The 21,538-nt window shown below is 58.0% G+C and carries 19 protein-coding genes; 13 read left to right on the top strand and 6 right to left on the bottom strand.

The features are described 5' to 3' along the window. A partial coding sequence (locus ADJ24_RS02620; RefSeq protein ID WP_048702006.1) for a cytochrome ubiquinol oxidase subunit I occupies nucleotides 1-1,021 on the bottom strand: 1,021 nt, incomplete at its 3' end. Between the two features lie 392 nt (nucleotides 1,022-1,413). On the opposite strand from ADJ24_RS02620, the gene ADJ24_RS02615 reads away from it, so the two are divergent. The 9 genes from ADJ24_RS02615 to ADJ24_RS02580 all read left to right on the top strand — a co-directional run bounded on the left by ADJ24_RS02615 (nucleotide 1,414) and on the right by ADJ24_RS02580 (nucleotide 9,932). Continuing rightward, entirely contained in the window at nucleotides 1,414-1,602 is a 189-nt protein-coding gene (locus ADJ24_RS02615) for a hypothetical protein (protein ID WP_023311998.1), read from the top strand. Between the two features lie 82 nt (nucleotides 1,603-1,684). Beyond that, nucleotides 1,685-3,094, top strand: a complete 1,410-nt coding sequence (locus ADJ24_RS02610) for a PLP-dependent aminotransferase family protein (RefSeq protein WP_023311997.1) — start codon at nucleotides 1,685-1,687, stop codon at nucleotides 3,092-3,094. A gap of 271 nt (nucleotides 3,095-3,365) precedes the next feature. Next, entirely contained in the window at nucleotides 3,366-4,511 is a 1,146-nt protein-coding gene (ydcS, locus tag ADJ24_RS02605; RefSeq protein ID WP_023311996.1) for a putative ABC transporter substrate-binding protein YdcS, read from the top strand. A gap of 17 nt (nucleotides 4,512-4,528) precedes the next feature. Continuing rightward, nucleotides 4,529-5,542 carry an ABC transporter ATP-binding protein gene (locus ADJ24_RS02600; protein ID WP_023311995.1) on the top strand — a complete coding sequence of 338 codons (1,014 nt, stop codon included), beginning with the start codon at nucleotides 4,529-4,531 and terminating at the stop codon, nucleotides 5,540-5,542. 1 nt (nucleotide 5,543) lies between these two features. Continuing rightward, nucleotides 5,544-6,488 (top strand): ABC transporter permease, encoded by a 945-nt coding sequence (locus ADJ24_RS02595; RefSeq protein ID WP_023311994.1) that lies wholly within the window; start codon nucleotides 5,544-5,546, stop codon nucleotides 6,486-6,488. After that, on the top strand, nucleotides 6,478-7,284 hold the full coding sequence (locus ADJ24_RS02590) for an ABC transporter permease (RefSeq protein ID WP_023311993.1): 807 nt from the start codon (nucleotides 6,478-6,480) through the stop codon (nucleotides 7,282-7,284). The genes ADJ24_RS02595 and ADJ24_RS02590 overlap by 11 nt, the downstream gene beginning before the upstream one ends. A gap of 24 nt (nucleotides 7,285-7,308) precedes the next feature. Then, nucleotides 7,309-8,733 (top strand): aminobutyraldehyde dehydrogenase, encoded by a 1,425-nt coding sequence (gene patD / locus ADJ24_RS02585; protein WP_023311992.1) that lies wholly within the window; start codon nucleotides 7,309-7,311, stop codon nucleotides 8,731-8,733. A 183-nt stretch (nucleotides 8,734-8,916) separates the two neighbouring features. Then, nucleotides 8,917-9,090 carry a GhoT/OrtT family toxin gene (locus tag ADJ24_RS23360; RefSeq protein ID WP_013096478.1) on the top strand — a complete coding sequence of 58 codons (174 nt, stop codon included), beginning with the start codon at nucleotides 8,917-8,919 and terminating at the stop codon, nucleotides 9,088-9,090. Nucleotides 9,091-9,176: 86 nt separating this feature from the next. Continuing rightward, a complete protein-coding gene (locus tag ADJ24_RS02580; RefSeq protein WP_023311991.1) occupies nucleotides 9,177-9,932 on the top strand; it encodes an alpha/beta fold hydrolase in 756 nt (251 codons plus the stop codon). Between the two features lie 30 nt (nucleotides 9,933-9,962). Here the strand turns inward: ADJ24_RS02580 and ADJ24_RS02575 are convergent, their stop codons facing one another. From ADJ24_RS02575 to ADJ24_RS02565, 3 genes are read right to left on the bottom strand one after another with little or no spacing between them, the layout of a single operon-like run. Beyond that, nucleotides 9,963-12,140, bottom strand: a complete 2,178-nt coding sequence (locus ADJ24_RS02575) for a virulence factor SrfC family protein (protein ID WP_023311990.1) — start codon at nucleotides 12,138-12,140, stop codon at nucleotides 9,963-9,965. Beyond that, entirely contained in the window at nucleotides 12,137-15,118 is a 2,982-nt protein-coding gene (locus tag ADJ24_RS02570) for a virulence factor SrfB (RefSeq protein ID WP_023311989.1), read from the bottom strand. Before ADJ24_RS02570 ends, ADJ24_RS02575 begins: the two co-directional genes overlap by 4 nt. Nucleotides 15,119-15,122: 4 nt before the next feature. Then, nucleotides 15,123-16,469, bottom strand: coding sequence for an SrfA family protein (locus ADJ24_RS02565; protein WP_023311988.1), 1,347 nt, complete (start codon nucleotides 16,467-16,469; stop codon nucleotides 15,123-15,125). A gap of 283 nt (nucleotides 16,470-16,752) precedes the next feature. Between ADJ24_RS02565 and ADJ24_RS02560 the strand changes: the two genes are divergently transcribed. Together ADJ24_RS02560 and ADJ24_RS02555 are read left to right on the top strand one after the other, a co-directional pair. Continuing rightward, entirely contained in the window at nucleotides 16,753-18,351 is a 1,599-nt protein-coding gene (locus ADJ24_RS02560) for an ABC transporter substrate-binding protein (protein WP_023311987.1), read from the top strand. Between the two features lie 101 nt (nucleotides 18,352-18,452). Then, complete coding sequence (locus ADJ24_RS02555; protein WP_023311986.1) at nucleotides 18,453-18,686, top strand: YdcY family protein; 234 nt, start codon at nucleotides 18,453-18,455, stop codon at nucleotides 18,684-18,686. 3 nt (nucleotides 18,687-18,689) lie between these two features. Here ADJ24_RS02555 and ADJ24_RS02550 read toward each other — a convergent pair whose 3' ends face one another. Then, nucleotides 18,690-19,139, bottom strand: coding sequence for a DMT family transporter (locus ADJ24_RS02550; protein WP_023311985.1), 450 nt, complete (start codon nucleotides 19,137-19,139; stop codon nucleotides 18,690-18,692). Next, a complete protein-coding gene (locus ADJ24_RS02545) occupies nucleotides 19,136-19,654 on the bottom strand; it encodes a GNAT family N-acetyltransferase (protein WP_023311984.1) in 519 nt (172 codons plus the stop codon). Before ADJ24_RS02545 ends, ADJ24_RS02550 begins: the two co-directional genes overlap by 4 nt. A gap of 148 nt (nucleotides 19,655-19,802) precedes the next feature. On the opposite strand from ADJ24_RS02545, the gene ADJ24_RS02540 reads away from it, so the two are divergent. Then, nucleotides 19,803-20,378, top strand: coding sequence for a helix-turn-helix domain-containing protein (locus ADJ24_RS02540; RefSeq protein WP_023311983.1), 576 nt, complete (start codon nucleotides 19,803-19,805; stop codon nucleotides 20,376-20,378). Between the two features lie 65 nt (nucleotides 20,379-20,443). Further along, complete coding sequence (locus ADJ24_RS02535; RefSeq protein WP_047741953.1) at nucleotides 20,444-21,484, top strand: NADP-dependent oxidoreductase; 1,041 nt, start codon at nucleotides 20,444-20,446, stop codon at nucleotides 21,482-21,484. Nucleotides 21,485-21,538: the final 54 nt, after the last annotated feature.

Raw genomic sequence — 21,538 nt, 5'->3', positions numbered from 1 at the left:
CCCCGAGCAGCAGCATCAGCATGCCCAGGCCCGCCATAATGCGGAATGACCAGAAGACGATGGTGGAATTCGGACGGTCTTCCTTCGGAAACTCTTTGAGGGCCGGAACCTGTTTATCCACACTGTGCGTCAGGATAAGACTCCCCAGCGCCGGGATCTCCAGCCCAAAGCGGGTGCGCTCCTGTTCCATATCCGGCCAGCCAAACAGCAGTAGCGGGGTAGGCTCACCCGGCGGATTTTCCCAGTGGCCTTCAATGGCTGCAATCTTGGCGGGCTGGTGCTTTAAGGTGTTCAACCCGTGCATATCGCCAACCATGGCCTGGATGGGGGCGACAATCAGCGTCATCCACAGCGCCATCGAAAACATTGCCCGTATGGCAGGGGTATTATTCCCGCGCAGCAGATGCCATGCCGCGGATGCGCCCACAAACAGGGCGCTGCTCAGGAATGCGGCTATCGACATATGCAGCAGGCGGTAAGGGAAGGAGGGGTTAAACACCACGGCGAACCAGTCCACCGGCACGACCTGACCGTTGACGATCTCATAGCCCTGCGGGGTCTGCATCCAGCTGTTCGACGAGAGGATCCAGAAGGTGGAAATAATTGTGCCCAACGCCACCATGCAGGTGGCGAAGAAGTGCAGTCCCGGCCCGACCTTGTTCCAGCCGAACAGCATCACGCCGAGGAACCCGGCTTCGAGGAAGAAGGCGGTCAGCACTTCATACGTCAGCAGCGGGCCGGTAATGCTGCCCGCAAACTGTGAAAATCCGCTCCAGTTGGTGCCGAACTGGTAGGCCATCACCAGCCCGGAGACCACGCCCATGCCAAAGTTGACGGCAAAAATCTTTGACCAGAAATGGTACAGCGAGCGCCAGACCGGATTTTTGGTTTTCAGCCACAGCCCTTCGAGTACGGCAAGATAGCTTGCCAGGCCGATGGTGATCGCCGGGAAAATAATGTGAAAGGATACGGTAAAGGCAAACTGTATCCGTGCAAGGTGAAAAGCATCTAAACCAAACATGCACAGCCTCAATGTCAAACGGTGTGCTGTTATGGTATAGGGGCAACGTTCGGACTATCAGACGCAGAAAAGTGATTTTTAACCATAACAGTTGGCTTAAAACTCATGCTTTAGCCATCTGATATACCTCGAGTGAGTAATAAAAACCGTCTTTTTATGAATTTTACGCATAAAACTGCTTGCTTTATCGTCTGCGCCGTGCGTTAATGGCCATCTGGTTTTGAGTCCAAATAAATATCTGACGTAGTTTTATAAAGCAGTTCTCATCACGTTGTGCCTCTCCGCAGCCTCTCTTGGGTCTTTATCTACTTTCCGATTCGTTTTGTTTAAAACCATTATTGCCCAATCGGCCCATTAGTAATTTACGTTTTTTACGTTCACAGGAGAATCCTATGACTTCTTATATTCATTTCCGCTGCCCATGCTGTCATGGCTCGCAGTACCGTACCTCAGTCTTTGATATGTCCGAGAAAAACCCACTCGGCGCGAAATGCATCTTTTGCAAATCGTCGATGATTACGCTCGATCACCTGGCCGCCGCGCGCCAGGCGCAAAGCCACATTACCGAGTACCGTAAGTAATTCGTTTCAGGAACCATAACAGTTAGCTAAATCTTCTCTTTTTCTCCTGCTGATATACACTGTCGGTCACAAGGAGAATTTGATGAAAAAATACCAGAGTCTGGCGCAACAAATTATCTCGCAGATTGAGCTTGGCGTATGGCTGCCGGGCGATAAGCTGCCTTCGCTGCGAGAGCAGGTGGCGAGCAGCGGCATGAGTTTTATGACCGTTGGCCACGCGTATCAGATGCTGGAAAGTCAGGGGCGCATTGTCGCCAGACCGCAGTCGGGCTATTACGTTGCCTCGCGCCCGACCGCACATCAGCCTGCTCCACCTGCCCAGGTGATGCGTGACGAAGTGGTGGATATTAATACCTACATCTTCGACGTCTTACAGGCCAGCCGCGACCCGTCCGTTGTTCCTTTTGCCTCCGCGTTTCCCGATCCCCGACTTTTCCCGCTGCAGCAGCTCAACCGCTCGCTGGCGAACGTCAGCAAAACCGCGACGGCGATGAGCGTGATTGAGAACCTGCCCCCGGGTAACGTCGATCTCCGCCACGCCATTGCCCGTCGCTACGCGCAGCAGGGGATGAATATCTCCCCGGAAGAGATCGTGATCACCGCAGGCGCGCTTGAAGCGCTCAATCTCAGCCTGCAGGCGGTAACCGAGCCGGGCGACTGGGTGATAGTCGAAAACCCGTGTTTTTACGGCGCGCTGCAGGCGCTGGAACGCCTGAAGCTCAAAGCGTTGTCGATTGCGACGGATGTCCGCGAGGGGATTGACCTGAATGCCCTTGAACAGGCGCTGAAGGAGTACCCGGTTAAGGCCTGCTGGATCATGACCAACAGTCAAAACCCGCTTGGCTTCACGCTGAGCGCGGAGAAAAAAGCGCAGCTTGTCGCGCTGTTAACGCAACACAACGTCCCCCTGATTGAAGACGATGTCTACAGCGAGCTCTATTTTGGCCGCGAAAAGCCGCTCCCGGCGAAAGCATGGGATCGCCAGGACATGACGCTTCACTGCTCGTCCTTTTCAAAATGTCTGGTAGCCGGTTTTCGCATCGGCTGGGTTGCGGCAGGAAAACACGCGAGACGCATTCAGCAGCTGCAGCTGATGAGCACGCTCTCCACCAGCTCACCCGTGCAGCTGGCGCTGGTGGATTACCTGGCGACGAAACGCTACGACGCCCATCTGCGCCGGCTGCGGCGTACGCTCGCCGAGCGAAAACAGCAGGCCTGGCAGTCCCTTTTGCGCCATATGCCTGCCGGCGTCAAAATCCACCATAACGACAGCGGCTACTTTTTATGGCTGGAGCTTCCGGCGCAGCTGGATGCGGGGCTGCTCAGCGAAAAAGCCTTAACGCACCACATCAGCATTGCGCCCGGAAAGATGTTTTCCACCTCCGACGCGTGGACACCGTTCTTCCGGTTTAATACCTCCTGGGCGTGGGGAGAGCGAGAAGAGCAGGCGGTCATTCAGTTAGGAAAATTAATTAGCACGATGCTGGAATAAACTTTTCTCCGTTATTTAAATAATCAATTCTTATCCTGATGACGGCGCTGCGAATATTTCGCGGTGCCCTGTCATAGGAAATCTGCATACCGTCTCTCGCGGCTAACTCCTTGTCTATAATCCAGTTAACGGGGAATGCGCCCTCGGTCACACCTTGATGAAATTTCCTGAAGCCGTACGGTGCGGCGCATTTGCGCGGTCTACGTTTAATAAGGGAGATATTTTTACGGCACGGCTGCCGCTAAATTTCATTGCGACAGGAGTAACCCTTATGAGCAAAAAATTTGCCCGCAGCAGCCTGTGCGCGCTCGGCATGACTATCATGACAGCGCAAGCCGCAGAACCACCAAAGGCCATCGGCGACGGGGAAGGTCGACTGGATATTATCGCCTGGCCGGGATACATCGAACGCGGACAGACGGATAAAAACTACGACTGGGTCACCCAGTTTGAAAAAGAGACCGGGTGTGCGGTCAACGTCAAGACGGCGGCCACGTCGGATGAAATGGTCAGCCTGATGGCGAAAGGGGGATATGACCTGGTCACCGCCTCGGGTGACGCCTCTCTGCGCCTGATCATGGGGAAACGCGTTCAGCCCATTAACCCCGACCTCATCCCCAACTGGAAAACCCTCGACGCGCGGATTGTGAAAGGGGAATGGTTTAACGTCGGCGGGAAAGTCTACGGCACGCCGTATCAGTGGGGGCCAAACCTGCTGATGTACAACACCAAAACCTTCCCGACGCCGCCGGACAGCTGGAGCGTGGTCTTTACCAAACAGGATCTGCCGGACGGTAAAACCAATCAGGGACGCGTTCAGGCGTATGACGGCCCGATTTATATCGCCGATGCGGCGCTCTTCGTCAAAGCTACCCAGCCGCAGCTGGGGATCAAAGACCCTTACCAGCTTACCGAAGCACAGTATGCCGCCGTGCTGAAAGTGCTGCGCGACCAGCACGCGCTGATCCACCGCTACTGGCATGACACCACGGTTCAGATGAGCGATTTCAAAAATGAAGGCGTCGTGGCCTCCAGCGCCTGGCCGTATCAGGCGAATGCCCTGAAGGCCGAGAACCAGCCCATTGCCACCGTTTTCCCGAAAGAGGGTGTGACAGGCTGGGCGGACACCACAATGCTGCACGCGCAGGCAAAACACCCGATGTGCGCCTACAAATGGATGAACTGGTCGCTGACGCCGAAAGTGCAGGGCGATCTGGCGGCCTGGTTTGGCTCCCTGCCCGTGGTTGCTGAAGGGTGTAAGGCCAGCACGCTGCTGGGTGATAAAGGCTGCGAAACAAACGGTTATAACGAGTTCGACAAAATCATGTTCTGGAAAACCCCTATCGCCGAAGGCGGCAAATTTGTCCCTTACAGCCGCTGGACGCAGGATTACATCGCCATCATGGGCGGTCGTTAATTGCCCGGGAGCAGAACATGACGTACGCGGTAGAGTTTAACAACGTTTCCCGTCTGTACGGCGACGTACGGGCGGTGGATGGGGTCACCATTGCTATTCGTGACGGAGAATTTTTCTCCATGCTGGGGCCTTCGGGCTCCGGCAAAACCACCTGCCTGCGTCTGATCGCGGGTTTTGAACAGCTGTCAGGCGGCACAATTTCTATCTTCGGCAAAGAGGCGAGCGGACTGCCTCCCTGGGAGCGGGATGTGAATACCGTCTTTCAGGACTACGCGCTGTTCCCGCATATGTCGATCCTCGACAATGTTGCCTACGGGCTGATGGTCAAAGGCATCGACAAGAAAAAACGTCATGCGCAGGCCCGTGATGCCCTGGAAAAAGTGGGCCTGAGCTTTGCCATAGCCCGCAAACCTTCACAACTTTCCGGCGGCCAGCGGCAGCGTGTCGCCATCGCCCGGGCGCTGGTCAATGAGCCGCGCGTCCTGCTGCTGGATGAACCCTTAGGTGCGCTCGATCTCAAACTGCGTGAACAGATGCAGTTCGAGCTAAAGAAGCTTCAGCAGGAACTCGGCATCACCTTTATTTTTGTCACCCACGATCAGGGCGAGGCCCTGTCCATGTCAGACCGGGTGGCGGTGTTCAATAACGGGCGCATCGAGCAGGTGGATACTCCGCGCGATCTCTACATGCGTCCGCGCACGCCGTTTGTCGCCGGTTTTGTCGGCACGTCCAACGTCTTTGATGCGGGCCTTGCGCAGAAAATATGCGGCATGGAAGGCAGCTATTCCCTGCGCCCGGAACATATTCGCCTTAATGAGGGCGGAGACGTTCAGGTTCAGGGCATCGTGCAGGCCGTTCAGTATCAGGGGGCGGCCACGCGGCTGGAGCTGAAACTTGCCGATGGCGCCAAACTGCTGGTGAGCCAGGCCAATCTCAGTGAAACCTCGTCGCTGAGCGGCATTGCGCCGGGGCAGGCGGTGATGGCGTCGTGGTCACGCGAGGCGATGATTCGCCTGCACGAGGAGAGGTGAAATGTCTATGAGTGTCGCGCATCCTCCCGCCTCGCACGGCCGCTTAAGCCGCATGACGGCGCTGTTCTGGCGTAAACCGTCGCTCGGCCTGTTCCTGCTTCTGCTCGCGCCGCTCATGTGGTTTGGCATCGTCTATTTAGGATCGCTTCTGACCCTGCTGTGGCAAGGATTTTACACCTTTGACGATTTCACCATGGCCGTCACGCCGGATCTGACCCTGGCGAACATTCAGGCGCTTTTCAACCCGGCAAACTACGACATTATCCTGCGCACGTTAACCATGGCGATTGCGGTGACGATTGCCAGCGCCATCCTGGCATTCCCGATGGCCTGGTACATGGCGCGATACACCCGCGGCAAGTGGAAAGCGTTTTTCTATATCGCTGTGATGCTGCCAATGTGGGCGAGCTACATCGTCAAAGCCTACGCCTGGACGCTGCTGCTGGCGAAGGATGGGGTGGCGCAGTGGTTTCTCAACCATATGGGGCTGGAGCCGATCCTGACCTCACTCCTTACGCTCCCGGCGATTGGCGGCAACACCTTGTCCACCTCCGGGCTGGGACGGTTTCTGGTCTTCGTCTATATCTGGCTGCCGTTTATGATCCTGCCCGTCCAGGCGGCTCTGGAACGCCTGCCGGCCTCGCTACTGCAGGCCTCAGCCGACCTCGGCGCGCGCCCTCGCCAGACCTTTCGCTACGTCGTTCTGCCGCTGGCGATCCCGGGTATTGCCGCGGGCTCAATATTCACCTTTTCCCTGACGCTGGGAGATTTCATCGTTCCGCAGCTGGTGGGGCCGCCGGGCTACTTCATCGGTAACATGGTCTACTCGCAGCAGGGCGCCATTGGCAATATGCCCATGGCCGCCGCGTTCACGCTGGTGCCCATCGTGCTGATTTCACTCTATCTGGCGTTCGTGAAACGTCTGGGAGCATTCGATGCACTCTGAACGCGCACCGCTGTTCCTGAAAGTGGCAGCCTGGGGAGGCGTCATCTTCCTGCACTTCCCGCTGCTGATTATCGCGACCTATGCCTTCAATACCGAAGAGGCGGCCTTCAGCTTTCCGCCGCAGGGGCTGACGCTGAAGTGGTTTAGCGTGGCGGCGGGGCGCGGCGATATTATTGAATCCGTGACGCTGTCACTTCAGATTGCCGCGCTCTCCACCGCGATTGCCCTCGTGCTTGGCACGCTTGCTGCAGCGGCGCTGTGGCGAAGCGAGTTTTTTGGCAAGAATGCGATCTCGCTGCTGCTGCTGTTGCCGATTGCGTTACCGGGGATCATCACCGGTCTGGCGCTGCTGACGGCATTCAAAACGATCGACCTTGAGCCTGGGTTTTTCACCATCGTGGTCGGACACGCCACCTTTTGCGTGGTGGTGGTGTTTAACAACGTGATTGCCCGGTTCAGACGCACCTCCTGGAGCCTGGTGGAAGCGTCGATGGATCTCGGGGCTGACGGTTGGCAAACCTTCCGCTATGTGGTGCTGCCCAATCTGGGTTCAGCGCTGCTGGCCGGGGGAATGCTGGCGTTTGCCCTGTCGTTTGACGAGATAATCGTCACAACGTTTACGGCGGGACACGAGCGCACGTTACCGCTGTGGTTGCTCAATCAGCTCGGTCGTCCGCGCGACGTTCCGGTCACCAACGTCGTGGCACTGCTGGTGATGCTGGTGACAACTATCCCCATTCTGGGAGCCTGGTGGCTAACCCGCGACGGTGAGAACATCGCCGGCAGCGGGAAATAACAGTGAATTCAACAGGAAAATGCTATGCAAACACAACTGCTGATAGAGGGAAAACTGGTAACCGGAGAGGGAGAAAAACAGCCGGTCTATAACCCGGCCACTGGAGAACTCCTGCTGGAGATTGCCGAGGCGTCAGCGGCTCAGGTCGACGCGGCGGTTCAGGCGGCCGACCGTGCTTTTGCTGAGTGGGGGCAAACCACGCCGAAAACCCGTGCCGAGTGCCTGCTGAAGCTGGCGGATGCGATTGAAGCGCATGGGGAGGACTTTGCCCGGCTCGAATCCCTCAACTGCGGGAAGCCGCTGCACTGTGCTCTGGGCGATGAAATTCCGGCGGTGGTCGACGTTTTCCGTTTCTTTGCCGGGGCCGCCCGCTGTCTGAACGGGCTTGCCGCCGGGGAGTACCTTGACGGGCACACGTCGATGATCCGCCGCGATCCGGTGGGCGTGGTTGCCTCTATTGCCCCCTGGAACTATCCGCTGATGATGGCGGCCTGGAAGCTGGCGCCCGCGCTGGCGGCAGGGAACTGCGTGGTGATTAAGCCCTCAGAGATCACGCCCCTCACCGCGCTGAAGCTGGGAGAGCTGGCTAAAGATATCTTCCCGGCAGGTGTGCTGAACGTCCTTTTTGGTCGCGGTAAAACGGTGGGCGATCCGCTTACCGGGCATGAAAAAGTCCGTATGGTCTCGCTGACCGGTTCGATTGCTACCGGGGAACATATCATCGGCCATACCGCGTCCTCCATTAAACGCACCCACATGGAGCTGGGCGGTAAAGCGCCGGTTATCGTCTTTGATGATGCCGACCTGGATGCGGTTGTCGAAGGGGTGCGGACGTTTGGTTTCTACAATGCCGGGCAGGACTGTACGGCGGCGTGCCGGATTTATGCCCAGAAGGGCATCTATGCCGCGCTGGTGGAAAAGCTGGGCGCAGCGGTCGCCAGCCTCAAAATGGGGGCGCCGGAGGATGACTCTACCGAACTGGGACCGCTCAGCTCGGCCGCCCATCTTTCACGCGTCTGTCAGGCGGTCGATGAGGCGAAAGCGCTCGGCCACATCCGCGTTGTCACCGGTGGGACCAAAAAAGAGGGGGCAGGCTACTACTTCCAGCCAACCCTGCTGGCGGGGGCGAAGCAGGACGACGCCATCGTTCAGCGGGAGGTGTTTGGCCCGGTGGTGAGCGTTACCGAGTTTGACGACGAGGCGCAGGTGCTGGCCTGGGCGAACGATTCGCAGTATGGCCTGGCGTCATCGGTCTGGACCAAAGACGTGGGCCGCGCCCATCGTCTGAGCGCGCGCCTGCAGTACGGCTGCACCTGGGTGAATACCCATTTTATGCTGGTGAGCGAAATGCCGCACGGCGGCATGAAATTATCCGGCTACGGCAAAGATATGTCGGTCTACGGGCTTGAGGATTATACGGTCGTGCGGCATGTGATGATCAAACACTAAGCCCGCCACGCCTGGCCGCATGCGCGGCCAGGCGTTCCCCGCGCCCGCCATGAGTGTTACGTAAGATACTCAATTGTTATTATCCATAACCTTTAAGTGGTTATTCTGTAACGAAAAAACTTGATCTGTATCAACATATGACGCATATTGCGTGCGGTTATTTTTTCGGCTCTGGTATACAGAATGACGTTGTATCAAAAGATGTTGGTTTTTTACGCAATCATGGCTTCCATCTGCGCATTAATTACCTGGTTCCTTTCTAAAGACCGCAAACGTATCCGCCTGCTCAGCGCTTTTCTGGTGGGGTCAACCTGGCCAATGAGCTTTCCCGTTGCGCTGCTGGTCTCGCTTTTCTGAAGCACGCTTCCATTTTTAAAAGATGAATATGGCATTCCAGATACGGCAACTGTATAAATACACAGTGCATCGTAAAAGGAGTGCTTATGAACAGTTTTTACTCGCAGCAGGCCGGTTGTACCGTGCGCTGGCATGACCTGCCCGGCACCGGCGATCCCGTGGTGTTCATTCACGGGCTGGGCTGCGCCTCTTCCTATGAATATCCCCGTGTCGTTCATGACCCGCTGTTTGGCGCGCGCAGAGCGATTCTCATCGATTTGCCTGGCAGCGGCTACAGCGACAAGCCTGAGCACTACAGCTATAAAACCACCGACCAGGCGCACGTTGTGGCGGAACTGATTGACCATCTAGAGCTGGAGTCCTTTTGGTTATACGGCCACAGCATGGGCGGCAGCATTGCTATCGAAACGGCGGGGCTGCTGGCGTCGCGCGTGAAGGGGCTGATGGTGTCAGAGCCCAATTTTCACGCGGGCGGGGGCATGTTCAGCCGGTCTATTGCGGCGCAAACCGAGCAGCAGTTTCTGACGCAGGGCTATGACGCCATGCTCAGCGCGGAAAAAACGGCGTGGGCCGGGTGCCTGCAGAGCAATGCGCCGTATGCCGTCTGGCGGGGTGCATCGAGCCTGGTGGCGGGCGTTGAACCGGAATGGGAAGCGCAGTTTCTGTCACTTCCTTGCCCGGTAACGTTGATTTTCGGCGAGCATTCTCTTCCGGATGACGATGTGGAAAGTCTGAAACAAAAGGGCGTCGAGGTGAAAATCATTCCTGCGGCAGGGCATTCAATGTCGTGGGAAAACCCTTCTGCGCTGGCGCAGACGATCGTTGGCTGTATGGCGCGGTGAAAATGGCCCGCATGGCTGCGGGCCGACATCTCAGCGCAATAACGCCTGTAAAGCCCGGCGAGCACCGGGCTGAACATCATGCGGATGCTGGTAATCAATGTTCTCTATCGCGCGGCTATAGAGTGCGACCAGCCAGTCGTATACGTACGCGGTGGCCGCATGCACAGGCTGTTCTCCCAGTCGCGTCAAGCGAGGCTCGGCGCTGCTGACCACTGGCGTAACGAAGATTGCCTGCCCCTTGCGGATGCGGCTTGCCGGACGTGTTGCCACAGGCGTCTGGTCGTAACCCAGCCAGCCAATGAAATTGCCCATCACGGCATGCAGCTGTGCCGCGCTGCTTTTATCCGCTTCGACGATACGCTGAAGCTGTTGAGGCAGATCAAGCCGGTAGCTGGTGACCACCAGCACATCCGCGATTTGCTGTAATACCGAAGGCTCCAGCCCAAGGCGCGCGGCCGTTGCCTCATTGCGGCTCCACTGACGCAGATGATTTATCCAGACTCTGTGCGCCAGACGCGCTTTGTCTTTTGTCTGGAACAGGCCGCTGCTTTCCTGGGTATTCTCGGCAAACAGGTCAATAGTGTCCGTAAACAGCCCGTTCACCTGCTCCTCGCGCGGCTGCTGAACGGCGAGCAGCGTTTCAAAGGCTTTCAGCGGCGGCAGCAGGCCTTCAAGCAGTTCGCCGTGGCGGGCGGCGCTGCTTTGCAGCGTGCGCACCATGTTTTCGGCCTGAGCGCGTCTTGTCCCCGGCTCTTCAACCAGCGGTGCCAGATAGCTCTGCATCAGCGATGAGAGCTCCTGTCGCAGCAAGCCTTTCAGCGTGCCGAGACGCTTCTGTCGCTGCGCGGGCAGCGTGGCCTGAGAGAGCCACTCAATGACGCGCTGCATGCTGTGGCTGTCCAGCGCCTGCAGCGTGCCCCAGCGTAAACCCGGCTTTCCAAGCAGATGCTGTACGGCTTCATCGAGATTCTGTCGGGTGGTAAAGCGGGCGTCGTGAGGGGTAATCGCCCACACCAGCCCCGGCAGGGCCGATTCTTCAGCAGGCTGCGTCTCCTTGACCCAGTTCATCAACACTTTTGCTTTTTTTGCCGTGTGTTCGTGCTGCGCCGTCGCGTTGCAAATCACCAGCACATCCGGCTGAAGCTGTTGACGGTAATGCTCGAGCAGCCACTGGGACTTCGCCTGGCGTAGCGGGTCGGCACGGTTATCTTCAAAAACCGGAATATCAATAATATCGACGTTATCCAGCGCGCCGTTCTCAACCGGCAGCACCAGCTCGCGGGTCAGGAAGGCCAGCACGTCGACGGGGATGCTGATGGCGTTTAGCATTATACCGCTATTCAGCGGATGAAGCAGCGTCTCCTGCGCGTCCTGAAGATCTAACGTGCCGTCGTGCGTCAGGAACCCTTCACCCGGCAGGCCAAAGCTGTCCACCAGCAGGCTAAGCGGGGCAGCAAGCTCTCCGGCATGGCTGGTCTGGTGCAGCACATGGGCCAGTTTTAACCACTGCTGGGTCAACTCCTGCTGCTCGCCCCACAGCAGCGACCAGACGCTGGCCCGCGTGCTGAGATCGAGAGAAGGCACCAGCCTGGCGAACTCATGCCACAGGGCATCATCAATTTGCTGCTTAGCGGCGGGTACGGTGCTTTGCCAGAAGCGGGCTATCGCCCCCACTTCCTGAGCCGTGATGCCGGGCACGCCCTGCGGCTGGCGCAGCCCGCGCCATTTCTCCAGACGTGTCTCAATGACCGCCTTATCTACCGCGCGCATCTGCGGATGCAGCGTCGAGCGGGCAATAAACAGCTGTACCAGCTCGGCCTCGGTGACCAGGCTTAGACGCAGCGGGAACGCCTCATCCGCCACCTCCGGGCTTTGCCGGGTGAAGCGGACGGCCATGTTGGTCAGGGCATGTCCCGGATTGATATGCGAAAAATAGTCAAAGGTGCGCTGGCCCGGCGTCACGTTCAGGCGTCCATTACCGCTGCCGCACAGGGATAACAGCAGATGGGCTTTCGCGCTCTGCGAATGACCGTAAAGCCCAATGCTGCTCTGGCGCGTCATGGCGCGTTCAATGGCCTGCTCCCGCGCCTGCGCCGCGTTGATGCGAGCAAGCAGGGCGTCAGCATCGTTATCCAGCACAGGGGCGTTCAGGCGCGTCTCATTAATCCACCCGATTAAGGCCTGAGTGGTGGTCGTCGTCGCTGTCATTTCAGGTATACGCTCCCGCTGTCGATCCAGTAGTGGCTACCGCTATGTCGGCGATCGGCCAGGGTATTCAGTTTGAAGGTTAATGCGTCAGGGGCAACCGGCGTGCCGTCCTGCAGCCAGGCATCGCTCAGCTCGAAGGCCTCAGGACCTTCCTGCTTGCTGCCGCCGCAGAGCTTCAGCCGCACGTTCAGCACGCCGTCACCGGCAATGGCTTTCGCCAGTTCAGCCGAGTTGATGCTGAGCGTGTAGAGCGGCGTGGCGGGCCAGCGCGCGTTCGCCAGCTGGCGGAAGCCGAGGGTAACGTTACCGCGCAGCGGGAAGTGCAGACGCGCGTCGAGCTTCGCGCCCGGCTTATCGAGGTCGATATCCTGATACCAGACGTTTTCCTCGCGCAGGGTATTAACGGTGTTATCCAGCACGCCGAGATACCGCACGGTTGAATACGCGCCAATGTCCGCGGCTTTAAAGTTGAAGCGCGGCAGACGCAGGTCCAGCGCCAGGCTGCAGAGCATGGCCCCCACGGCGGCCGTCGATTTCGGGTTGCCAATGCGCCCCTGCTGGCTGAACGGATACCACTCGTGCACCTGGTATTTATCCAGCCAGACGATACGGTTTACAGGCACCGGCTGCAGATGACGAATCAGCGCCTGAACGCCAGGCAGGCAGCCGGGGCGTCCGGTGATCAGCAGAATATCGCAGCTGTAATGGGATATCGCCTCGCACACCGCGTGAAGCGGCGAGGCCAGCGTAAACTGCCCGGCCAGCATTGCATCCTGCATTTCGCGGAAGTTCACATGCAGCGGCACAGCGAACAGGTCAAACGCGTCTGAACCCGCAGGCAGGGCATGGTCGATCGCCTGCTGCAGATAATTCATTACGTTGCGGGTCGGTTTCTGCGGCAGGAGATCGCCAAAGGTGGCATGCAGACCGGCCAGCGGATCGTCAACGTCGCTCGATTCCCACGCGGCAAGAATAGCGTGGCCAATCGGCATAAAGAGCTGAAGCGCCGTTTGCTGACGGAGTACCGCCTGGGTATCGATGCGCCCGGAGTCGCCGAACAGCGACGCCATCAGCAGCGAAGCGTCCGCGATACCGGATTTCTGCAGCTGCGTTTGCAGCGCGGGCAACACGTAGCGCTGAATCACGTCCAGAAGCGTGTCGTCGCCCGCGACTTTAAAGCCTTCACGGAACAGCAGCTGCGGGGTGATTTTGACGTTATTGCCGGAGCCGTCGTCCAGCTGATAGTGGGTGATCGCCATATCCGTTGTGCCGCCGCCGATGTCGATGGAGGCAGCGCGCAGCGCGCGGCCCGGCTGGCTACCCGGCTCAGGCTCACGGTCCGGGCGGGCCAGGGAGGAGAAGAAAGCTTCGGTCTGACCGCCAAAGCGGGAGATTGCTTCGTTATACAGCCAGACCAGTTGACCGCAGCTGGCTTCATCCCACTCCATCTGGATTTCAGGAACCGGCACCACGCTTTTATCCTGCTGTTTGCGGGTGACAAAATCCTCATCCTGCGGGTGCCATCCCATCGCTTTCCAGACGATGGCGATGGCTTCAAACATGCGGCGACGGAAAATTTCGCGCTCCTGCTTGGGCATGGCCGAGGGCAGGGTCAGGATCAGGGTGCGCAGCTGGCGCGGCGACGCCGGGAAGCCCAGACGCAGGCGCGTGGCGACACTGTTGATCTGCCCCAGCGCCTGCGCCAGCAGCTCGCACAGCATGTGCGTCATCAGCGTACTGCGGCTGTACTGCGGCGAGAAGACCGGCAGCCGCTCGTCCTGCGGCAGCGTGAAGAGCGGCTCGCCGTCGTCGTTCATCAGGTTCATCAGCGGAAACGCGGTGGCAAGCGGCTCACGCTGGGTTTTGCTGTTCATCTGGCTAAAGCGCCAGTCCTGCACGACCGGCGTTTCATCCCACAGGTAGCGACGCGGGCTGGAGATGCCGCTGTTGCCTTCGGTCCCCAGACGCTGCATCGCCAGCTTGCGGGCTTCATCGCCCACGCGAACAATTGACGGCCAGACAAAGGCATCTTCGCGACCGCTTTCAACCGAGAAGTGCTGCTTGCCAAAGCGCGCTTCCGAAAACTCAAGACGGCTGGTGAACAGGGGCGCATTCAGGAACTGCGGCTCGCTTAGCGAGCGGACCTGCAGCTCGGCGGTCTGGCGCAGGCCATCGTTGGCGTCGCCGTGGTCTTCAATAATGACGCCGCAGGTGTGGGTATTGCCCACGTCGAGGATCAGGTCGACCGGAATGGCTGGCGTGCTGAGCGTATGGGTGACAAATTTCACTTCCGGTACGGTGAGCTGTTCACCGAGCATGGTCAGCAGGTTAAGCCAGTGGGCCTGATATTCAAAACTGCGCATCGCCTGCTGCAGGTCGCGTTCAGAGCGGTTCTCAACGCCGTCGGCATACTGGGTAAACGCCTCGCGCAGCCAGCCGTCAATCCAGGTCTGGTCGAGGAAACTTTCAACTTCGTTGTCTCGCCAGGCCAGCGCGAAACGGGTCCCGTTGAGAATATCGTTTTCAACCGGGGACAGGGCGGACGTGGCGTGTTCTGCAATCTGGCTGTCAAGGGCGAGCGTGACGCGGTGCGTATTGCCTGCCGTATCGGGTGTATCCAGCCTGCGCACCTGAACGCGGGCCCAGTTATCAGGCCCCTCAACGAAGGTTCGCGGCGGGTTGAAGCGCAGGAACGGAACAGGAAGCCAGACGCCGTCCAGCACCGTCAGAGACTGATGCAGCGGGAGGGTGGTTTCCGGTTTGACCACTTCAGGCTGCCCGCCGTTCGTGCCCGGGAGGGTATAGCGCCCGTTGACCAGGTCGAAATCGAGGCGCAAAAGCGGACCGTTCGCGGTTTTACGTACGAAGCGCCCGTTGCTGGCGGTGTCCTGCGGCGTCAGACCGAAATCAAGGAACTGCACGCCGCTGTTGGCAATAAGCGTGACGCTTTGTTTATAGTCGCAAAGATTAACCAGCATAGGATCAGGCACCTGCTTTCTTGAACGTCAGGGGAACGACGGTATTGGCATCATAACGGGCGCGACATTCTGCGATATCGCTGGCGCCTGCTTTACAGGCAACCTCCGGCATCGGGTAGCGGGAGCCGTCGGTGCAGCGGGCAGTACCGCGACTTTTAATCATCAGCTCACCGTTGCTGTGCAGGCCGGAGAAGACCTCCGCGCGGCAGACAACGTTGTCGCCATGGACAACCCGGGCGAAGCCTTTATTGTTCTGGATCTGATAGCGCATTGACGGCGGCTTGCCGGTGACCGGATCTTTCACGTCGAGAACCGCACGCCAGGTGCCGTTCAGGAAACGCGTCGATCCCGCTTTCACCTGATTCGCTTCCATCACCATGGCGTCTTTCGGGATGGCGACAATCACCACCGGAGCGGGCTGTGGTGCAGGAACGGGAGCAGGCTCTTTTTCTTTGCTTGCCAGGACCTCTGCCTGATGCAGCGGTAATTTCATGGCCAGCGGCTCAACCGCTTTGATCGGCTTTGGCGCAATCTCTACTGGCTCAGGTGTCAGTGTCGGCACGGGCTCAGCGGAAGGGGACTGTTTTGGCCACAGCAGCGGTGCAGCAACGGCGGCAACGATCACCGCGGCAACCGGCAGCGTCCACATGGGAATGCGACGTTTTTTCACGACGTTCGCCGGAACAGGTTCCTGGACTGGTTGCGCAACGGCCTGTGCCGGCTCAGGCTCATACAGATCTTCCGGCGTGATACGCACCACCGTGGAAGGGGCGATCAGCGGCTCGTCGGCGTGTTCGAAGGCCACAACCGGTTCTGGCTCAGGCTCGGGTTCAGGATCTTCAATCACAACGGGGGCAGGCTCAGGGACCAGCGATTCACGCAGGCAGTCGAGGACATCGTCGCGCGCATTTTCGTTCAGGTTTACAAACCCCCAGAAGCTGATGACCGGCTTTCCGTCCACCAGGAAGAGGAAGTTTTCACCCGGGAACTGAAACGCCTTTGACAGCAGAGAACCAAAAAGCTGCTGTGCGGTTTTGGGCGACTGGAGGCATTTCTTGCTTAACGACTCAACGCTGGCTAGCGTGTTTTCCAGATAGCGCAGGGCGCGATAACGGTCATCTTCATCGGCCGCCTTCCAACTGGTTACGCTACCTTCAACGGGGGAATACCAGTCCACGCGGTCACCGCTGTCGTTGACCTGAGGAATAGCCAGACAGTCGACGATGGCCTGTTGTTTGCGCAACCGGAGCGCTTCCCGGATTTGTAACGCTGATTCAAAAACGGCTTGTCCGCCGCCCCCAACGGCCTGAAAGTCATCCAGGTTACCGCTGCGTAAAAGAGTTTTTGCCACGATTTGATCCCATATACTTCTTCACACCGTTACTTTAACGAAACGAGGAAGCAACCAAACGGGGGAAGAGACGCTAAAAGGACCGATTTCTTGCGGCATAGAAAGTGACGGTTGTGCTTGACGAATAATGGCCCTTAAGGCAAATCACCTTTTTGGGCGCTGGCTGTTAAAACAGCAATAAACGCGGCTTTAGAATAACCTGATAGTGTTTCGTTATTTGCCAGGTCATATCGCCTGTGCTGTTATTACTGTCTTATATAATAAAACTGTCAGGGTTATAACCATGTCTACAGGGAAAACACTGCTCGCCCTTGCGCTGAGCGCGCTGTTACCAGCCGGTGCCGCATGGGCGGCAAACAACGACACCCTTATTTACTGTTCTGAAGCGTCTCCCGAGTCCTTCAACCCGCAAATCGCCAGCTCTGGCCCGTCTTTTGTGGCCAGCTCTCAGGTACTGTACAACCGCCTGATCAATTTCGACCCGGTGAAAAACACACCGGTTCCGTCGCTGGCGGAGTCCTGGACGATTTCGCCGGACGGTAAGACGTATACCTTTGCCCTGCGCAAAGGGGTGAAGTTCAACAGCAATAAATACTTCAAACCGACGCGCGACTTTAACGCCGATGACGTTATTTTCTCGGTTCTGCGTCAGAAAGACCCTAAACACCCGTATCACAACGTGTCGCAGGGCAACTACGAATACTTTAACGATGTCGGTCTCGATAAGCTGATCCAGGACGTTAAAAAGGTCGACGATTATCACGTCCAGTTCACCCTCAGCGAACCCAACGCCGCGTTTCTGGCCGACTGGGGGATGGATTTCGCCTCCATTCTCTCCGCCGAATACGCCGACGCGATGCTGAAAAAAGGCACGCCTGAAAACGTAGACACCTGGCCGATTGGCACCGGGCCTTATGTGCTGCAGCAGTACAAGGTGGATTCGCTGATCCGCTACGTCGCGAACCCGAACTACTGGGAAGGCGAGGTGCCGACGAAGCATCTCATCTTCTCCATCACGCCGAACGTGGAAACCCGTCTGGCGAAGCTGCAGACCAACGAGTGCCAGATCATTCCTGCACCGTCCCCGGTTCAGTTTGACGCCATCAAGAACAACAAAGACCTGACGCTGCACTCGGTCGATGCGCTGAACGTCGGCTATCTGGCGTTCAACACCGAGAAAAAACCGTTTGATAACGTGCTGGTGCGTCAGGCGCTTAACTACGCGACCGACAAGAAGGCCATTGTTAACGCGGTCTTTATGGGGTCGGGCACGGTGGCAAAATCGCCGATCCCGCCAAATATGCTGGGCTTTAATAAAGACCTGAAGGACTACAGCTACGATCCTGAAAAAGCGAAAGCGCTGCTGAAGCAGGCGGGGCTGGAGAAGGGCGCGGAAGTCACGCTGTGGTCAATGCCGGTTCAGCGTCCTTATAACCCGAACTCGCGCCGTATCGCAGAGATGATCCAGAGCGACTGGGCGAAAGTCGGCGTGAAGGCCAAAATTGTCTCTTACGAGTGGGGTGAATATCTCTCCGGAATGCGTAAAGGCGAACATGACTCCGCGCTGTTTGGCTGGATGTCCGATAACGGTGACCCTGATAACTTTGCCGACGTGCTGCTGGGCTGCAACAGCATTAAAACCGGATCAAACGCCGCGCGCTGGTGCGATAAGGGTTATGATGCTCTGGTGCAAAAAGCGAAGCTGACCAGCAGCCCGGCCGAGCGCGCGAAACTTTACGGCCAGGCGCAGGAGATTTTCTACCAGCAGGCGCCGTGGATCGCACTGGCAAACGGGAAAACGTTCTATGCAACCCGCAGCAACGTGACCGGATACAGCGTGAGCCTGATGGGCAGCGATTTCTCCAAAGCGAAGCTGAACTAAGCGTTTTATCGCCGGGTGGCGGCTACGCCTTACCCGGCCTACATTTGGCACCCGTAGGCCCGGCAAGCGTAGCGCCACCGGGCACATGACAAGGAGTGACAATGTCACATTTAAGCGAAGTTACCGCCCGTGTGGATGCCGCTATCGAAGAGAGCGTGATTACCCATATGAATGAACTGCTGATCGAATTAAGCGATGACGCTGAGCTCAGCCGTGAAGATCGCTACACCCAGCAGCAGCGTCTGCGTACCGCGATTTCGCACCACGGTAAGCAGCATAAAGAGGAGTTGGACGCGCGTGAGGAACAGCTGACCAAAGGCGGCACCATACTGTAACGATCAAAACTGGCGTCGCGCCACCAGCCAGGCCCCGACGACCAGCATCACCGCGCCGCACGCCGGGCCAATCAGGGCGCGGAGCGGAATGCCGTTGCTCCTCAGCACGTCCATCACCAGCCCGCCAATCAGCTGGCTTGCCACCAGCACGGCGATAGTCGTCGCCGCGCCAACGTTCTGATACCCGCTGATGCTGGCAAACACGAAAAACGACCCCAGCAGCCCCGGGATAAGCGTCCACCAGCGCACCGTCGCGGCCAGCTCGCTGAACCCGGCCACGCCCTGTTTCAGCAGCAGAATACCGACAAATAGCACGATGCCGACCAGCGAATTCAGCAGCATCGCGATGAGAATGGTGGAGGAGGACTGGGTGATACGCACCATCAGGGTGTTTTGCACCACCAGACCGATGCCCGCCGCGACCAGAAACGCCAGCGTCAGTGACTGATTCATGGGATCGCGTCCGGATCGCTGCGCTCGTCCAGCTGCAGCTGCATAAAGGTTAAGTCCAGCCAGCGGCCAAACTTGGTTCCCACCTGCGGCATTTGTCCGGTCGTCACAAAGCCGAGCGTTTCATGGAGATGAATCGAGGCATGGTTTTGCGCTTCAATGCCGGCCACCATCACGTGTTTCCCAATGGCGCGGGCCTCGTTAATCAGCGCCTTCATCAGCGTGCGGCCAATCCCTTTGCCCTGATGATCCGGGTGGACGTAGACCGAATGCTCAACCGTATGACGGAAACCGTCGAAGGCGCGCCAGTCGCCGAAAGAGGCGTAACCGGTGATAACGCCGTTTTCCTCGCTCACCAGAACCGGGTAACCCGCGAGCGTGCGCGCCTCAAACCAGGCGATTCGGTTATCGGTATCGACGGTTTTATCGTTCCAGATCGCGGCAGTATGCAGCACCGCATGGTTGTAGATTTTGCCTATCGCAGCGCAGTCTTCCTTGCAGGCATGACGAACGATCATGATTAACCCTCTGTGTGTTGTTCACTATAGTGTTACGTTATTCCTACGATATTACACAACCGTATAGCCCGAACGCTACGGCATAAGCCATATTTTTTTGTTATCAAAAGCACATTGAAATGCCTTTCATACACTATAGTATGACGTCATGAACACCATAACAGACACGATGAATCAACGGATTAGCGCAAGAATTCGCCTTGAACGCGAGTCTCGCGGATGGTCCCTGAGCGAGCTTGCTGACCGGGCAGGGGTCTCGCGCGCGATGATCCACAAGATTGAACGCGGAGACAGCAGCCCGACGGCCACCTTGCTTGCTCGCCTGTCCGGCGCGTTTGGCATCAGCATGTCAACGCTTATTGCCCGGGCCGAAATGCAGGAGGGCAAGCTGCTGCGCCTTGCAAACCAGCCCGTCTGGCGAGATCCGCAGACGCACTATCTCCGCCGCCATGTTTCTCCCCGCACCGATCTGCCCATCGACCTTGTTCAGGTTGAACTGCCCGCGGGCAGCGATGTTCCGATGCCTGCATCTTCTTACGCGCTGGCACGTCAGCTTATATGGCTCCAGTCCGGCGAGCTGGTGTTTCAGGAGGGCGATACGCGCCACGAAATGCACGCCGGAGACTGTCTCGAGCTGGGGCCGCCAAATGACTGCAGGTTCATCAACGAAACGAATGAAACCTGCATCTATCTGGTTGTACGGCTTAACCAGTCTGCCTCGTAATGCTAATGCGATAACGCCGATCGTGAGCCAGGCTGTAATGACATTTGTACAAGAAGGAGATCCCGATGAATCAACCTGTTTCGCAAAATCGCCGCTGGGTGCTGGCCTCTCGTCCGCAGGGTGCGCCGGTCGCGGAAAATTTTCGTCTCGAAACGCAGCCTGTTCCCGCCCCGGCTGAGGGACAGCTTTTGCTGCGCACCGTCTGGCTGTCGCTGGACCCTTACATGCGGGGGCGTATGAGCGATGCGCCATCCTATTCACCACCGGTTGAGCTGGGCGCTGTGATGGTGGGGGGAACGGTTAGCCGCGTTGAGCAGTCAAATCATCCCGACTTCAAAGCCGGTGAGTGGGTGCTGGGCTACAGCGGCTGGCAGGAGTATGAACTCTCGGACGGCAGCGGCCTGGTGAAGCTGGGAGAAAATCCGTCACATCCTTCCTGGGCGCTGGGTATTCTGGGCATGCCGGGCTTTACCGCCTATATGGGATTGCTGGATATCGGGCAGCCAAAAGCGGGCGAAACGCTGGTGGTCGCCGCGGCGACAGGCCCGGTTGGCGCGACCGTCGGGCAGATCGGTAAAATCAAAGGTTGCCGGGTAGTCGGCGTCGCCGGTGGGGCTGAAAAATGCCGCCATGCCGTTGAGGTCCTCGGGTTTGACCTCTGTCTGGATCACCACGCGGCCGACTTTGCCGAACAGCTGAAACGCGCATGCCCGAACGGGATTGACGTCTATTATGAAAACGTCGGCGGGAAAGTATTTGACGCCGTGCTGCCGTTACTGAATACCTCCGCGCGCGTGCCGGTGTGCGGCCTGGTGAGCGGCTACAATGCGACGGGCCTGCCCGAGGGGCCGGATCGCCTGCCGCTCCTGATGGCGACCATCCTGAAGAAACGCATTCGTATGCAGGGCTTTATCATCGGCCAGGATTACGGTCACCGCATTAAGGAGTTCCAGGAAGCGATGGGACGCTGGGTGCAGGAGGGCAAAATTCACTATCGCGAACAGATAACGGACGGGCTGGAGAACGCGCCCGAGGCGCTGATTGGCCTGCTTGAAGGGCGTAACTTCGGCAAAGTCGTGATTCGCGTCGCGAGTGACAATAAATAAACGGCACTATGGCGGGGTTTCCCGCCATATTTATTTGTGAAGATACGATATATT

The sequence above is a fragment of the Enterobacter sp. 940_PEND genome (assembly GCF_001059415.1).
Classification (GTDB): domain Bacteria; phylum Pseudomonadota; class Gammaproteobacteria; order Enterobacterales; family Enterobacteriaceae; genus Enterobacter; species Enterobacter cloacae_M.
This window is presented reverse-complemented; position numbering and strand designations above follow the sequence as displayed.

Coding starts and splice junctions, on each gene's coding strand:
- ADJ24_RS02615 (WP_023311998.1), top strand. CDS start 1,414: ATGACTTCTTATATTCATTTCCGCTGCCCATGCTGTCATGGCTCGCAG.
- ADJ24_RS02610 (WP_023311997.1), top strand. CDS start 1,685: ATGAAAAAATACCAGAGTCTGGCGCAACAAATTATCTCGCAGATTGAG.
- ydcS (WP_023311996.1), top strand. CDS start 3,366: ATGAGCAAAAAATTTGCCCGCAGCAGCCTGTGCGCGCTCGGCATGACT.
- ADJ24_RS02600 (WP_023311995.1), top strand. CDS start 4,529: ATGACGTACGCGGTAGAGTTTAACAACGTTTCCCGTCTGTACGGCGAC.
- ADJ24_RS02595 (WP_023311994.1), top strand. CDS start 5,544: ATGTCTATGAGTGTCGCGCATCCTCCCGCCTCGCACGGCCGCTTAAGC.
- ADJ24_RS02590 (WP_023311993.1), top strand. CDS start 6,478: ATGCACTCTGAACGCGCACCGCTGTTCCTGAAAGTGGCAGCCTGGGGA.
- patD (WP_023311992.1), top strand. CDS start 7,309: ATGCAAACACAACTGCTGATAGAGGGAAAACTGGTAACCGGAGAGGGA.
- ADJ24_RS23360 (WP_013096478.1), top strand. CDS start 8,917: ATGACGTTGTATCAAAAGATGTTGGTTTTTTACGCAATCATGGCTTCC.
- ADJ24_RS02580 (WP_023311991.1), top strand. CDS start 9,177: ATGAACAGTTTTTACTCGCAGCAGGCCGGTTGTACCGTGCGCTGGCAT.
- ADJ24_RS02575 (WP_023311990.1), bottom strand. CDS start 12,140: ATGACAGCGACGACGACCACCACTCAGGCCTTAATCGGGTGGATTAAT.
- ADJ24_RS02570 (WP_023311989.1), bottom strand. CDS start 15,118: ATGCTGGTTAATCTTTGCGACTATAAACAAAGCGTCACGCTTATTGCC.
- ADJ24_RS02560 (WP_023311987.1), top strand. CDS start 16,753: ATGTCTACAGGGAAAACACTGCTCGCCCTTGCGCTGAGCGCGCTGTTA.
- ADJ24_RS02555 (WP_023311986.1), top strand. CDS start 18,453: ATGTCACATTTAAGCGAAGTTACCGCCCGTGTGGATGCCGCTATCGAA.
- ADJ24_RS02550 (WP_023311985.1), bottom strand. CDS start 19,139: ATGAATCAGTCACTGACGCTGGCGTTTCTGGTCGCGGCGGGCATCGGT.
- ADJ24_RS02545 (WP_023311984.1), bottom strand. CDS start 19,654: ATGATCGTTCGTCATGCCTGCAAGGAAGACTGCGCTGCGATAGGCAAA.
- ADJ24_RS02540 (WP_023311983.1), top strand. CDS start 19,803: ATGAACACCATAACAGACACGATGAATCAACGGATTAGCGCAAGAATT.
- ADJ24_RS02535 (WP_047741953.1), top strand. CDS start 20,444: ATGAATCAACCTGTTTCGCAAAATCGCCGCTGGGTGCTGGCCTCTCGT.